Source organism: Pseudoblastomonas marina (assembly GCF_014641655.1).
Lineage (GTDB): Bacteria > Pseudomonadota > Alphaproteobacteria > Sphingomonadales > Sphingomonadaceae > Alteriqipengyuania_A > Alteriqipengyuania_A marina.
Window position 1 is genome coordinate 1,434,290 of the sequence record NZ_BMID01000001.1, and the last position, 14,145, is coordinate 1,448,434.

Annotated in this window: 13 protein-coding genes and 1 pseudogene; 4 read left to right on the forward strand and 10 right to left on the reverse strand. The window is 66.7% G+C overall.

Annotated features, from left to right (window positions below; translation table 11 throughout):
- Nucleotides 1-15: 15 nt before the first annotated feature.
- From IEW49_RS06920 to IEW49_RS06950, 7 genes are all read right to left on the reverse strand, one after another.
- Nucleotides 16-1,251, reverse strand: coding sequence for an XrtA/PEP-CTERM system-associated ATPase (locus IEW49_RS06920; protein WP_188641990.1), 1,236 nt, complete (start codon nt 1,249-1,251; stop codon nt 16-18).
- A 17-nt stretch (nt 1,252-1,268) separates the two neighbouring features.
- On the reverse strand, nt 1,269-2,945 hold the full coding sequence (locus IEW49_RS06925) for a preprotein translocase subunit YajC (RefSeq protein ID WP_188641991.1): 1,677 nt from the start codon (nt 2,943-2,945) through the stop codon (nt 1,269-1,271).
- 2 nt (nt 2,946-2,947) lie between these two features.
- Complete coding sequence (locus IEW49_RS06930) at nt 2,948-3,979, reverse strand: AAA family ATPase (protein WP_188641992.1); 1,032 nt, start codon at nt 3,977-3,979, stop codon at nt 2,948-2,950.
- 14 nt (nt 3,980-3,993) lie between these two features.
- Nucleotides 3,994-5,520: an XrtA system polysaccharide chain length determinant gene (locus IEW49_RS06935; RefSeq protein ID WP_188641993.1), complete on the reverse strand. Its 1,527-nt coding sequence runs from the start codon at nt 5,518-5,520 to the stop codon at nt 3,994-3,996.
- A 37-nt stretch (nt 5,521-5,557) separates the two neighbouring features.
- Nucleotides 5,558-6,202, reverse strand: coding sequence for an XrtA/PEP-CTERM system exopolysaccharide export protein (locus tag IEW49_RS06940; protein WP_188641994.1), 645 nt, complete (start codon nt 6,200-6,202; stop codon nt 5,558-5,560).
- Between the two features lie 174 nt (nt 6,203-6,376).
- A complete protein-coding gene (locus IEW49_RS06945) occupies nt 6,377-7,597 on the reverse strand; it encodes a pyridoxal-dependent decarboxylase, exosortase A system-associated (protein WP_188641995.1) in 1,221 nt (406 codons plus the stop codon).
- Complete coding sequence (locus IEW49_RS06950) at nt 7,594-9,096, reverse strand: acyl-CoA ligase (AMP-forming), exosortase A system-associated (protein WP_268235646.1); 1,503 nt, start codon at nt 9,094-9,096, stop codon at nt 7,594-7,596. The genes IEW49_RS06945 and IEW49_RS06950 overlap by 4 nt, the downstream gene beginning before the upstream one ends.
- Before the next feature lie 24 nt (nt 9,097-9,120).
- Here IEW49_RS06950 and IEW49_RS06955 point away from each other — a divergent pair.
- From IEW49_RS06955 to IEW49_RS06970, 4 genes and pseudogenes are all read left to right on the forward strand, one after another.
- Nucleotides 9,121-9,996, forward strand: a pseudogene (locus tag IEW49_RS06955) (GNAT family N-acetyltransferase); the annotation flags it as partial.
- Between the two features lie 171 nt (nt 9,997-10,167).
- The gene (locus IEW49_RS06960) at nt 10,168-10,476 is read left to right on the forward strand and encodes an acyl carrier protein (RefSeq protein ID WP_188643128.1); all 309 of its coding nucleotides are present in this window, start codon (nt 10,168-10,170) and stop codon (nt 10,474-10,476) included.
- Nucleotides 10,473-11,141 (forward strand): alpha/beta hydrolase family protein, encoded by a 669-nt coding sequence (locus tag IEW49_RS06965; protein WP_229658115.1) that lies wholly within the window; start codon nt 10,473-10,475, stop codon nt 11,139-11,141. The genes IEW49_RS06960 and IEW49_RS06965 overlap by 4 nt, the downstream gene beginning before the upstream one ends.
- Nucleotides 11,138-11,914 (forward strand): hydrolase 1, exosortase A system-associated, encoded by a 777-nt coding sequence (locus tag IEW49_RS06970; RefSeq protein WP_188641998.1) that lies wholly within the window; start codon nt 11,138-11,140, stop codon nt 11,912-11,914. The genes IEW49_RS06965 and IEW49_RS06970 overlap by 4 nt, the downstream gene beginning before the upstream one ends.
- A gap of 4 nt (nt 11,915-11,918) precedes the next feature.
- On the opposite strand, the gene trxB is transcribed toward IEW49_RS06970, so the two are convergent.
- The 3 genes from trxB to IEW49_RS06985 form a co-directional block, all read right to left on the reverse strand.
- On the reverse strand, nt 11,919-12,878 hold the full coding sequence (gene trxB / locus IEW49_RS06975; RefSeq protein ID WP_188641999.1) for a thioredoxin-disulfide reductase: 960 nt from the start codon (nt 12,876-12,878) through the stop codon (nt 11,919-11,921).
- A gap of 71 nt (nt 12,879-12,949) precedes the next feature.
- On the reverse strand, nt 12,950-13,726 hold the full coding sequence (locus IEW49_RS06980) for a tyrosine-protein phosphatase (protein ID WP_188642000.1): 777 nt from the start codon (nt 13,724-13,726) through the stop codon (nt 12,950-12,952).
- A gap of 135 nt (nt 13,727-13,861) precedes the next feature.
- The gene (locus IEW49_RS06985; RefSeq protein ID WP_229658116.1) at nt 13,862-14,137 is read right to left on the reverse strand and encodes a DUF2254 domain-containing protein; all 276 of its coding nucleotides are present in this window, start codon (nt 14,135-14,137) and stop codon (nt 13,862-13,864) included.
- Nucleotides 14,138-14,145 lie beyond the last annotated feature (8 nt).

The window sequence follows — 14,145 nt, forward strand, 5'->3', positions numbered from 1 at the left end:
CAGCCTATATCGCGATCAGGCGATCTTGCGCGAATCTTCACCGCCTTCGATCCATTCGATCAGCATGGTGAGCGTATGGCGGAGCGTCTGCTCCTGCTCGGTCAGGCGCTCGGACAGGCGGTCATTCGCTTCCTCGAGTGCCGCACAGCGCGCTTCGAGCGTGGCGATGGCGCGCGCGGCGTCGGGATCGGCTTCCGCGCCGAGCTGCTCCAGTTTTGCCTCGATCCGCGCGATCGCCTCGCGCGCCTCGTGGTCGCGACCCGCCCCGTTTTCCGCCGGTGCCGCGGTCAGCGAGGCGAGCCGTTCGGCCAGCTGGTGCAGCACGTCCTGCGTGTTCGCCCCTCGCACAGAAGAGGCTTCGGCCGCAGCGGCCTTTTCGACCTTGGTCGGGGCATGGACGGGCTTTTCCTGGCGTTCGGCGTGATCCTCGACCGCCGAATGGCCTTCGCTCTCCATCTCGTCGAGCACGCGATCGAACATGTCGAGGTCGATCGTGTCGGTTTCCTCGACCGACGCGGCGAGCAGCAGGCGCTGGCAGATCTGGTTGATCCGGCGCGGAACGCCCTCGCTCGCCTGGTAGAGCGCGGGGAAGACATCGTCGGTGATTTCGGGCCGCCCTTCCCAGCCGACCACCCGCAGGCGGTGGAGCACGTATTCCTCGACCTCGTCCTCGCCCATCGGCGTCAGGTGGTGCGAGGCGATCACGCGCTGGCGCAATTGCTCGAGGCTCTGGGCCTCGATCTTCTGCCGAAACTCGGGCTGGCCGAGCAGCAGCGTCTGCAGCAGCGGATGCGCGCCGAGCTGGAAGTTCGACAGCATGCGCAATTCCTCGAGCGCGCCGATCGAAAGGTTCTGCGCCTCGTCAACGATCAGCAGGCAGCGGCGGCCTTCACGCGCCTCGTCATGCAGGAACGCCTCGATCGCGCCCAGCGCACGCGGCTTGTCCCCGCTCGGCAGGTCGATCCCGAAGGCATTGGCGACCACTGACAGCAGGTCCTTGTCCTCGAGCGAGGTGGTGACGATCTGCGCCGCGGTCAGCCGCGCCGGGTCGATCTTCTTCATCAAGTGCGCGACCAGCGTCGACTTGCCCGACCCGATTTCGCCGGTGACGACAACGAAGCCCTCGCCCTGCGACAGCCCGTAGCCGAGATAGGACAGCGCCTTCTTGTGCGTCACGCTCTCGAAGTAGAAATCGGGATCGGGCGCGAGCGCGAAGGGGCGCGCTTTGAGGCCGTAATATTCTTCGTACATGCTTCAATGCCCCTGGATCAGAACGAATAACGCAGGCCGAGCCGTGCCGAGGCGGTCCAGACATCGACCGCGTCTTCCAGCTCGACGCCGTCGATCCCGACCGCCGCCGTGGCGGAAAGGTTGTCGATCAGCTCGCGATAATAGGCTGCCTGTGCGCCGATTGCACCATTCAGGCCACCACCGGCCTGATCTGCCGCATCGAACAGCGAGAGATAGGCGTTGGTGGAATAGCCCGACCGGCGATCGATCTTGCCGCCGAGATAGGCAGTGGTGAAATAGGTCTCGTCGATCAGGCCATCGAGGTCGGCGAACACCGTTCCCTGCGATCCGATCAGCTCGCGCCGCTCGTAGCCCGCGGCGATCCCGGCCTGAGCGGTGCCGAGATCGACATTGTAACCGGCCGATACGCCCCGCGCGCGATAGGCCGCGGCGCGCAAATTGCCGAAGGCCCCGCTCACGCAATTGCCGCCCTCGGTACCGATCACGCAGCCCGACAGTTCGCCGGTGACCGGGTTGCGGATCACCCCGAAATCGGTCGGCAGCGAGGCGAGCGAATTGACGAGGCTGCCGCCGAAGCCGGTGACCGTGTCGTAGACCCCGACATTGAGCGAGGTGCGCGAGGTCGGCTGCCAGCTGAAGCTGCCGGTCAAGCTGAGCGTGCCGTATTTCTTGCCGATCGTCGCCTGCAGCGCGGTCCGTCGGCTCGGGCGCCAGAGGACCCCTGCATCGTAGATCACGCCCTCGACATCGTAGGCGAGGATGCGCGGCGAAGCGGGATCGGTGACGAAACGCCCGTCGGGCCCGATCACGGGATCGCCGGCAGCATCGCGCAAGGCGTCGCGTCCGGAGACCTCGACATCCTCGTATCCGACCCCAGCGACGAAGGCGAGCGTGGGCGAAACCGGGAGCGTTACGTCGGCGCGCAGCCGGATGTCCTCGACCCGCTGGTCGAGATTGGAGACGTCCTCGCGGTAATAGGAGCCGCCGACGCCGACGCCCACGGGGAGGACCCCGCCGGGAGCCGACGCGACCCGCGCGGTCGCCTGGTGGGTGGTGCTCTCGTCGAACAGGTCGACGCGGTCGCCGGTGGTCGCCGAAACGATCGCGTTCGGCGCTTCGACCTTGCTGTGGCCCGCGCGATAGGAAGCCTGCGCGGTCACGTCGCCGACCCGGGTCTGGACGCTGGGACCGGCATAGACCGAATAGACCTGGCTGACGCTGTCGCCGATATCGAGCTGTCCGGGAAAGGCGGCACCGTCCGTCCGCGTGCGGGTGGCGAGGCCGCCGGCCTCGATCTGGAGCGTATCGGGCACGACCGCGACGGCCACGCGACCGATCCCGCTCACCGTGTCGCTATCGCCGATGTCGTCGTCCCACTGGATGCGGCGCTCGTAGCGCAGCGACAGCCCGCCCTGCACGCGGCGGGCCGCGGCGGTCATGTCGACTCCGGCGGCGAGCACCGAATAGGTCGCGACGTCGTCGCCGGGACGGATCTGGAACAGCGCGACCTGCTGGGCCTCGATATAGGGCGTGATCGAATAACGCGGTCCGCGCCGCGTGGAGGCGGAGATATCATCGTCGGTGCCGGTGTCCTCGTCGACCACACTTTCCGCGCCGATCGCTTGCGCCTGAAGCGGCGTCGCGGTGATCGCGGCCAGTGCTACGGCGCCCGAAAGCAGGGGTACGATACGCATGGTCACACCTCGTATCCGTAGTAGGAACCGAAACGACGGCCCGAAGGGCTGAACTGGACGGCGTTCAGCAACAATTCGATATCCTTGCAGCCCGACAGCAGCGAAACGGTGTCTTCAAGGGCGCTGCGACCGGTCGTATCGGCCCGGCACACCACCAGCGTCTGTCCGACCAGCTTGGCGAGCTCGGCCGCAGGCGAAGCCGCCAAAGCGGGTGGGCTGTCGAAAATCACGATCCTTTGCGCCGCACCACGGCCCAGGCTTTCGATCGTTTCGCGCGCGTGGCGCGTGGTCAGGTATTCGGTGTCCGATCCAGTGCTGCGCCCGGCGGGAAGCACGTTGAGCCCCGGCAGGTCGGTCGGAATGACGCAGTCGGCGATATTCATGTCGCGATCGACCAGCGCGTCCATCAAGCCGGGCCCACCCTCGAGGCCGAGGGTCGAAAGCACCGAGGGCTTGGCGAAATCGGCATCGACGAGAAGCACTTCGCTTTCCTTCTCGGCCGCAATGGCGAGCGCGAGATTGGTCGCGCAATAGGTCTTGCCCTCACCCGGCAGCGGGGAGGAAATGAGCACCCGGTTGGCCTTGTTGCGAAGCCTGGGATCGTCGCTGCCGCGCAACATCGTCGATTTCGCGAACAGCTCGCGCTTCACGATCCGGAATTCCTCGAGCAGCGCGCTGACCGAACCGTCAGGCACGATCATCCCGGTTTCGTGGAGCAGGTCGCGATCGAGCGCTTGCGGCTTGCCCGAGAAGACCAGCGGCGGTCCGATCGGCGCGCGCTCGTTGCGCGGCGCATCGTCCTTGGTTGCAGGCGCTTCGTCGGAAGCAGAGGCGGCCGGTGCGGCGGCCGGTGCGGCGGCCGGTCGTGCGGGGTGCCGCCGCTTGTCGGGCACCGGGATATCGGGCAATTTGGGCGAGGCGAAGCCGTCGAAACCGAACCGCGCCGAAGCGCGCTCGAGCAGCGAGGGCTGTGCCTTGTCGCGCGGCTTCTCGTCGCGCGCCTCGCCCTGGCGAATGGGGGTCTGGTCGTTCATGTCGTCCTTCTCCCTCACGCCACCATGCCACGCTGGATGAACTCGGCCGCAAGCAGCAGCACGCAGACCCCGGCGAGCGCACCGCTGCCGGCGTAGAAGAGCTTGAGCCGCTTGGCGCGCAACGCGCGGCCCGACTGCGTCCAGGTATGGGTGATCGCCCCGAGCACCGGCAGGCCGAGCGATTTCTCGAGCTGCGCGGTGGTGGCGAAAGTCGAGCGAAGCTGGCCGATCACGAAGGCTGCTGCGATCCCGGCACCGATCCCGGCAATCAAGACGCCGATCAACAGCAGCGGACGATTGGGCGCGGCGGGCGAAACGGGCGTCGTCGGCGGGTCGATGACCTGGAATTTCACCGCGCTGCGCTCGGTCTCGACCTGCCCGCGCAGGCGCAGTTCCTCGCGGTCGCGCAGGAGCTTGTCGTACTGGTCCTTGAGCACATCGTAATCGCGCCCGATGCGTTGCGCCTCCGCGGCGAGCTGCGGGTTGCTGAACTGCTTGGACGAGAGGTCAGCGACTTCGGCCTGCAGCCCGGCCTTGCGCGTCTGCAATGCGAGCACGCTGGCCTGCCGGTCGGCGCGAAGCGATTCGAGCGTCGAATAGGCCGGGTTGAGCTGGCCCTGGGCGCCCCCACCGCCGGCGGCCCGCGCCTGCGCTTCCATGCTCGCGATCTGGTTCTTCTGGGCGATCACGTCGGGATGATTGTCGGTCAGACCCCGGGCCCGCATCGCGGCGAGATCGGCCTTGGCCCGGGCGACCGAACCGGCGATCGAATTGTCCGCCCCGCCGCCAACGATCCGGCGCGGCGTCGAGGCGAGCTGTGCGTTAATCGCGCTGAGCGCGCTCTGCGCCGCAGCGAGATCGGCTTCGACCGCACGCAATTGCGACCGCGCCGCTTCGAGCCGCTGGACGAGGGCACCGCCGCCGAGCGCGAACTCGGGGTTGGAGGATTCGAACGCGAGACGGCGCTGTTCTGCCGCTTCGAGCTCTTTCGAGCGCTCTTCCAGCTGCTGGTCCATGAAGGCCAGCGTCTCGGTCAGTTCGCCGCGGCCACCGGCGAGGTTTTCCTCGCGGAAGATATCGATCATCTTCTGGACGATATCCTGCGCCAGCAATGCGTTTTCGGAATCGGAGAGGCTGCTGTCGCCACTTTGCCCCGTGATGACGAACAAATTGTCCTGCTCGCTCGATACCTCGATGTTGTTCGACAGGGCGAGGACGGCGCTTTCCATCTCGCGCGCACTGTTCACGTCGTCCCCGAGCCGGGTTGAACGCACCACCTTCTCGAGATTGAGCGCACCGGTCAGCGTCTGGCGCACGCGATCGATTTCGCGGCGGCGGTCCTGGACCCCGATCCCGACCTGCTGCGCGAGCGGGTCTTCGAGCTGGACGAGGATGCGGCTGCGCGATTCGTAACTGTTGGGGACCAGCGCGACGAGGATCCAGCCGAGCGTGCACGTGCCCCACGCCACCGCGAGCGCGAGCCACTTGCGGCGCCAGACGGTGAACGCAGCCGCGCGCAACTCGTCGTAGATGGAGGACATGCCGTTCATGGTTCCTGGCCGTTCACCCGGGGCGCCCTCAGAACGCGCTTTCGGGGATGATGATGACGTCGCCCGGCATCAGCAGCACGTTGGCGCTGCTGTCGCCGTCCTTGAGCAGGTCCGACAGGCGCAGCGAATATTCGCGCTGGGTGCCGGCGGTCTTGTCGAAGCGGATAAGCTTGGCCTTGTTGCCGCTGGCATATTCGGACAGGCCGCCGACCGCGATCATCGCGTCGAGCACGGTCATGTTCGCGCGATAGGGGATCGAGGCGGGTTTCTCGGTCGCGCCGACGATGCGGATCTGCTGGCTGAAGGTGCCGGCGAACTTGTTGACGATAACCGAAACCAGCGGCTCGTCGATATATTGGGACAGCGCCAGCTTGATGTCCTCGGCCAGCATGGTCGGGGTCTTGCCGACCGCAGGCATGTCCTGGATGAGCGGGGTCGTGATGCGCCCGTCCGGACGGACCTGGACCTTCGCGCCGAGCTCCTCGTTGCGCCAGACGAAAATCGTCAGCTCGTCGAGCGGGCCGATGACATATTCCTCGCCCGGCCCCTCCTGCAAGGCGACGAAACGCGCTGGCGGCAGCTCGGGAGCGCCCGAAGTCCCGCTGCACGCGCCGAGCGCGAGCGGGGCAAGCAAGAGTGCGAACAGCGCGGCTACTCGGGTTCGGATCGTCATCGCTTACACCTTGTTTTCCGATACCTTGCCGCACGCACGCCGAGAGCGAACGGGCCGCAGGCCGGGTTTTCTGTATGTGGGCTATCGCGGAAAATGGTGAACATAGCGTTAGCCTTGGGTGGCCTAACGCTTGGATTCCCTGTGATTCTGCGATCCAGTCCCGTTTCGGGACGCTTATACGAGCATTTCGCGCGCGGGGCCATGCCCGAGAAAGTGCATCGGGCTGGCGGTGGCTCCGTAAGCCCCTGCGCAGAAGATCGCGATCGGATCGCCGACCTCGGCCCGCGGGAGATGCGCCTGCGTCGCCAGCCGGTCGAGCGGTGTGCAGAGGCAGCCGCAGATATTGACCACTTCCTCAGGCTCGGCGTCGACCCGGTGCGCCACGGCGATCGGATAGTTGCGCTTGACCACCGCGCCGAAATTGCCGCTCGCGGCGAGCTGGTGATGGAGCCCGCCATCGATGATGAGGAAGGTCTCGCCCTGGCTTTCCTTCCGGTCGACGACCCGCGTCAGGTACACCCCGGCCTGCCCGACGAGGTAACGTCCGAGCTCGAGTACCAACCGCGTGCCCGGAAGCACGTCCGCCGCGGCGATCTCGTGCAGCTTCTCGCCCACCGCGTACAGATCGAGCGGCTCGTCCCCCGCGAAATACGGGATGCCGAATCCGCCGCCGAGATTGAGCTTGGGCAGCGTGATCCCGGCCTCGTTCGCCAGCCGACGCGCGAGATCGATCGTATTGCGCTGTGCTTCGGAAATCGCGTCGGCGTCGAGCGACTGGCTCCCGGCGAAGATGTGAAACCCCTGCCAGTCGACCCCGGCATCGACAACGCGCCGCGCCAGCCCCGCCGCCTTGTCCGCATCGACCCCGAAGACCTTCGCCCCGCCCGACATCTTCATCCCCGAGCCGCGCAGCTCGAAATCGGGATTGACGCGGATCGCCAAGCGCGGCGCGCGCCCGAGGCGTTCTCCGATCGCCAGCGCGCGGTCGGCCTCGCCCGCGCTTTCGCAATTGAGCGTGACCCCGGCCTCGATTGCCGTACGCAATTCCTCGTCGCGCTTTCCCGGTCCGGCAAAACTGGTGCGGCGCGCGGCAATCCCGGCCTCGTCGAGCAGCAGCCATTCGCCTGCCGAAGCGATATCGAACCCATCGACCAGCGGTTCGATGAATTCGAGAAGAGGCGGCCAAGGGTTTGCCTTTACGGCATAATTTAGCTCGATCCTGTCAGGCAGAGCGGTTCGCAAAGCTTCGATCCGCTTGGCGATCATATCGCCCGAATAGAGGAAAATCGGCGTGTCACCGGCCTCGGCCAGCCACTCCGATATCTTGACGCCGCCAAGCGCCAATTCGCCGTCGACAGCCGCAAATCCGGCGGGGACCGGCCCGAGCGGCTTCATGACGCCAACTCCGCCAGGACCCGCTTGCGGTCGAGCTTCCCATTGGGCGTATGTGGCAGGCTATCGCGCCATTTTATGACATGGGGCTGCATGAAAGTCGGCAATTCTTTCCGCAGGATATCGGATAGTTCTTCGGCTCGTTCGACATCGGCGGAAACGACCAGCGCGATGCGGTGGCCGAGTGCCTTGTCGGGCAGTCCGAAAGCGATCGCCTGACGTACCAATCCGCTTCCCATCGCCGCCTCCTCGATTTCCTGCGGGCTGATCCTGTTGCCCGAGGATTTGATCATCGCGTCGTCGCGTGCGACGAAATGCAGGTCGCCGTCGGCATCGCGGCGCATCCGGTCCCCTGACCATACCGCGGTCCCGCCATATTGCGATGCGCGCGGCGCCGGTCGAAAGCGCTCGGCGGTCTTCTCCGGCGCCTGCCAATAGCCTTGTGCAACCAGCGGTCCGCATTGCACCAACTCGCCCTCCACGTCCGCTGCAACCGGCTCGCCCGCAGGATCGACCACGAACAGTTCGGCATGCGGGACTGCCCGGCCCACCGAAGTGGGTTTCGCATCGACCAGCGCCGGATCGAGATAGGCCGCGCGAAAGGCCTCGGTCAGGCCGTACATCGAAAACAGTGCGGCGTCCGGGAATTGGTCACACAGCCGCCGCACCAGCGCTTCGCCCATCGCGCCCCCGGTATTGGTGAGCCGGCGCAACGATGCCTTGGCGTCGTCCGGCCAATCGAGGGTCAGCAACTGGTGCCATAGCGGCGGCATTCCGCCGAGCGTGGTGATGCGGTGCTCCTCCACGGCCTTCATCAGGTCGCGCGGGAACAGGTAATCGAGCGGCACAACGCTGGCCCCCGCATACCAGGCCGACAGCAACTGGTTCTGGCCGTAATCGAAGCTCAGCGGCATCACGCCCAGCACCCGGTCCGACCCTTCGAGCGCGAGGTATTGCGCCACGCTTTCGGCCCCCAGCCACAAATTGGCATGGCTGAGCATCACGCCCTTGGGCCGCCCGGTCGATCCGCTGGTGTAAAGCAACGCGGCCAGGTCGTGCGGCGCGCCTTCGCCCGGTTCCAATCCATCCGACAGCGCGTCGGCCTCCTCGAGCGCGACCCGTTCGTCGACGATCTCCCCCGCGAAATCGCCCGGTTCGAGGGTCACCAGCCGACCGTGATTGCCGACCAGCAATTCGGCCCCGCTATCGGCCAGGATGTGCGCGACCTGGCTGCGCTTGAGCAGCGGGTTGATGGGCACATGGACGAGCCCGGCCCGCGCCGCCGCAAGCGGCATCACGCAGGTCAGCCGGCCTTTCGCCGCCCAGCTCGCCACCCGCGCTCCCTTCTCGACACGCCGCGCCAGCCACGCCGCGAGCCGCGCGACGTTGCCCTCGAGCTCGGCATAGCTCAGCACGCGATCGCGCAGCCGCAGGGCCGGCGCGTCGGGCTGGCCCATCAATGCGAGGTGGTCGAGCGGACGCGATGGCGGTAAGGGTCGCAGTTGAGGGGGCCTTTCGAACCGGCGATGACTGTCGCAATCGAGTATTTCGACGATATCGGCAAACTGCAAGCCGATCCGCGCGCCACCCTCGCTCTGGCGCAGGCGCACGCGCCGTTCGATCGGCCCGAATGGTGGGCGCTGTTGCAGCGCGAATGCGGCATCGATCCGATCGTCGCGCTCGCCGTAGACGGCGAGCGGGCCCTGGTCTGGCCGCTTGCTCGCACCGGCAGGTCCTCGCGATCGCTGGCGAATTTCTACAGCTTCACGGCCCGGCCGCTGGCCAGCGGACCGGATGCGCTCGCCGAGCTCATCGCGCCACTGGCCCGAGATCTAAGGCGCCGATTCTCTCGCCTGACGCTCGATCGCCTCCCGGTCGAAAGCGGCGTCGTCGAACCGCTGTGCGAAGCACTGTGTGTCGCGGGATGGTCGGTCTCGTGCGAGCAGGACGACACCAATCACTGGCTCGATGTCGACGGGCGCACTTTCGAGGATTACTTCGCGGCACGGCCGGGGCGACTGCGCACCACGATCGCGCGCAAGGGCAGGAAGGTCGTGACCGAAACCACCCGCTTCGTCGACGACGCTCGTTGGCGCAGCTACCAGGACATCTACCGTGCCAGCTGGAAGCCCGAAGAGGCATCCTTCTCCTTCTGGCGCGCCTTTGCCGAAGCCGAGGCAGCGGAGGGACGATTGCGGTTCGGTTTCGCCTACGACTCCGATGAGCGCCCGATCGCGGCGCAGCTATGGACCGTCGAGCACGCCACCGCCTACATCCACAAGCTCGCCCACCTTCCCGATGCCGAGCGCCTCTCGCCGGGTTCGGTGCTGACCGCGACGATGATGCGCGACGCGATCGACGAGGACCACGTGAAGACGGTCGATTTCGGCACCGGGGACGATGGCTACAAGCGCGACTGGATGGAAGGTGCGCGACCGCGCTACCGGATCGAGGCACATGATCCGCGCCATTGGCGCAACTGGCCTGTGCTGGTGCGGAACGCTTTGAAAGCCCGGCTTGCCGGAGGGGAAAAGGGCGGTTACAGGCCCGCCAACGCCGCCGAGGGAGCTCCGATGGCCACCAGCCATGCCACCGAAAATGCGATAGAAAGCGCGATCGACGATCCCGTCGGCGCCAAGCTGCGCCAGGTCCTCGCCGATATCCTCGCGCTCGACGCCGAGCGCGTCGCCGCATTCGATGCCGAGACTGGCCTCTTCGGGCACCTGCCCGAGCTCGACAGCCAGGCCGTCGCCACGCTGCTCACCGAGATCGAGGATCGTTTCGGGATCGTGATCGACGACGAGGATGTCGATGGCGAGATGCTCGAGACGTTCGGCGGGCTGCGCGATTTCGTGCGCGCCAAATGCGCGGCGGCGGCTTGATCGCGCGCTATGCCGCAACCGGGGCCCCCCCCCCGGAATACACCTTTGCCATCGACCGCGCCCGCACCAGCCGGCTGCTCATCGTCCCGCCGCTGTTCGACGAGATGAACAAGATGCGCCGTCTCCTCGTCGAGACGATGCGTCGGCTCGATCGCGCCGACATCGACAGCTTCCTGATCGACCTGCCCGGGACGAACGAGAGCACTGCAGAACTCGACCGGCAGGATGCGGAGGGCTGGCAGGGCGCCGCGAGCGCCGCCGCGGAGCACTTCCGCGCCACCCATGTCCTCGGCGTGCGCGGGGGCGCGATGTTCGTTCCCGTCGACCTCCCCGGCTTGCTCTATGCGCCGGTCGCCGGTGCGCAGACGCTCAACCGGATGCTGCGCAGCCGCACCATCGCCGCGCGCGAAGCGGGGCGCGAGGAAAACGCCACGGTGCTGCTCGAGCGTGGGCTGCGGGATGGAATCGATCTCGCCGGATACCGGTTGGGGGCATCGATGATCGCGGCTCTCACCCAGCGCCACGTACCCGTCCGACCGGGTCTTGCGACGATCGACCGCGACGCGGTCGGCGGCGGCGGGATGTGGCTGCGCGCCGAACCCGGCGACGCGCCCGAACAGGCCGATGCGCTCGCGGCCATCGTTGCGAGGGAGCTGACCGCATGACCCGGCGGCACCTCTCCTTCACGGTCGGCGATGACGCGTGTCTCGCCACACTCGACGAAGGTCCACGCCCTGTCGGCCTGCTCATCGTCGGTGGCGGGAACGAGATCCGCTCGGGCCCGGCAGGAATCCAGGCCGCGCTCGCAACGCGGATCGCGGCGCGCGGGTTTCCGGTGTTTCGCTACGACCGGCGCGGTATCGGCGACAGCGAGGGCGAGAATCGCGGCTATCGCGGCGCGGGGGACGATCTCGCCACCGCCCTCGCCGCGTTCCGCACCGAGGCCCCATCGGTCGAGCGGATCGTCGCGTACGGGAATTGTGACGCCGCGAGCCTGCTGATGCTCGAAGGCGGTGGAGGTGCCGATGCGCTCGCGCTGGCGAATCCGTGGACGTTCGAGGACGATGAAGCGCCCGAGACCAACCCGCAAACGCTACGCGCGCATTATCGCCGGCGCCTCAAGAGCGGTTCGGCGATCAAGCGCGTTCTGCGCGGCGAGGTGAAGTTCGGCGCGGTGGTGAAATCGCTTCTCGCCATGCTCCGCCCCGCCCCGAAGCCCTCCGGTCTGGTCGACGATCTGCGCACGGGGTTGGCTCGGTTCGAGGGCCCGGTGTCGATCCTGATCGCCGGGCGCGACCGGACCGGTCAGCAATTCCGCGGCAGCTGGCCCAAATTCGATCGACGGATTGCCGTTTGCGACGACGCATCGCACGCCTTTATCGAGCCAAAGAGTCTCGAATGGCTCGAAGAAAGGCTCGCCAAGCTTCTGGAAGAATAACGGATTATTCCGCCGCTTCCTTCGCGCTGAATTCCGCGGTTGCGAGGAAACGCTCGGCATCGAGCGCCGCCATGCAGCCGGTCCCCGCCGCGGTCACCGCCTGGCGATAGGTATGGTCCATCACGTCGCCGCAGGCGAAGATGCCGGGGATCGCGGTCTTGGGCGTGCCGGGCTCGACCAGCAAATAGCCGCTCTCGTCCATCGGCAGCTTGTCCTTGAACAGCTCGGTCGCGGGCGCATGGCCGATCGCGACGAAGGCACCGTCGACCTCGAGTGTCGATTCCTCGCCCGTCTGCGTGTCGCGCAGGACGAGGTGCGTGAGCTTGTCGCCGCCCTCGAACCGCTCGACCGTCTTGTTCCACAGCGGGGTGATCTTGTCGTTGGCGAACAGGCGATCCTGCAGGATTTTCTCGCTCCGCAGCTCGTCGCGGCGGTGGATCAGCGTGACGTCGTCCGAATGGTTGGTGAGGTAGAGCGCTTCCTCGACCGCGGTGTTGCCGCCGCCGATCACCGCGACCTTCTTGCCGCGATAGAAGAACCCGTCGCAGGTCGCGCAGGCCGAGACGCCCTTGCCGCCCAGTTCGGCCTCGCCCGGCACCGACAGCCATTTCGCCTGCGCGCCGGTGGCGATCACCAGCGTGTCGCCGACATATTCGTCGCCGCCATCGCCGATCGCGCGGAACGGGCTGCCCTGGTCGGTGACGACCTCGGTGATCGTGTCCCACATCATCCGCGTGCCGACATGTTCGGCCTGCGCCTGCATTTCCTGCATCAGCCACGGGCCCTGGATCACGTCGCGAAAGCCGGGGTAGTTCTCGACATCGGTGGTGATGGTCAGCTGGCCACCGGGCTGGATGCCCTGGACGACGATCGGCTCCATCCCTGCGCGCGCGCCGTAGATCGCGGCCGAAAGCCCCGCCGGGCCCGAGCCGATAATAAGCATTTTGGTCTTGTGAACTGCCATGACTACCCGTCGATTTCGTGTGAAGGGCCGAGATAGTTGCGCGCGGCCTCATGCGCAAATCCGCATCCGACTTATTCGCAGAGGTGTCCCCGCATTTTCGCCTTCATTTCCTCGTCGACGCCCCAGCGGCGTTCGAGATAGGCGTCGATCGAGCCTTCGGCTTCGACCAGCGAGGCGCGCGCGGCCTCGAGGAAGGCGGGTTCGACGCCCATGATCACGCGCCCCGCTTCCGCATCGCGCATGCCGTATTTCTCCCCCACCATCGACAGGCCGTGCGCGATCCGTTCCTCGTTGTCGGGCGCCGAATTGGTCAGCAGGTAATCCTGCATCCGGTCGTCGGGATGGACGCCGAGCGCATGGAGCACGAGGTCGCAGGCGATCCCGGTGCGGTCCTTGCCCGCCGCGCAATGGACGAGGCTCGCGCCCTTCCCTTCGGCGAGCGCGGCGAAATAGCGCGGGATGACCGCGTTCAAACCTTCGCGCTCGGGCAGTGCGGCGTAGAGGTCGATCATCGCCTGCCGCGCGCTGTCGACGTCGAGCGCGCCCTTTACCGCTTCCATGTGCGGCGCAAGCCCGGCGGTTTCGCCTTCGAAGGCGATCACTTGGGCATCGAAGCGCTCGGACCGGCGGCTCGGCCACTTGGCGCGCTCCCTGGTTCCCCGCAGGTCGACGACATGCGCCAGCGCGAGTGCATCCAAGGCTTCGAGATCGGCATCGCTGGCATCGGCCTGGTGCCCTGCCCGCCATAGCAGGTCGCGCTTCACCCTGCCGCCCCCGGCGCTTTCGAACCCGCCGAAATCGCGGACATTGTGGATCTTGTCGAACCGGCGAAACGGCGAGGCGGGCATGGCGGACTTTCGGGGCAAATGGAGGGGGAATGCGACGATTGCGGGCGCCGTAACACCTGCAAGAGCGCATTTCGATCCATCTTTCGCCCGGATGTGTTGCCTCGCCGTCAGCAAGTGCACGAACCCGGCAACGCCTCACGCGGCGGCGTCGGTCACCGTATTGGCCTCGCCGCCGATGACGAGCATCCAGATCAGCAGGCAGCCGATCCACCCCGCATTGAAGGCGATAAGTGCCAGCCACACGCTCCCTTTCGATGCGCGGCGTTTGCCGGGACCACGAACCATCTCGCCATCGGCACGCCCGGAAAAGGTCGCAGCCAGATCCTGCAGATGCAGTAGCAGCCAGATGCCTGCCACCAGGCTGATCACGGCGAGGACGCCCATCAGGGCGGGAAAGAACCAGAGCGGCATGTGTCAGT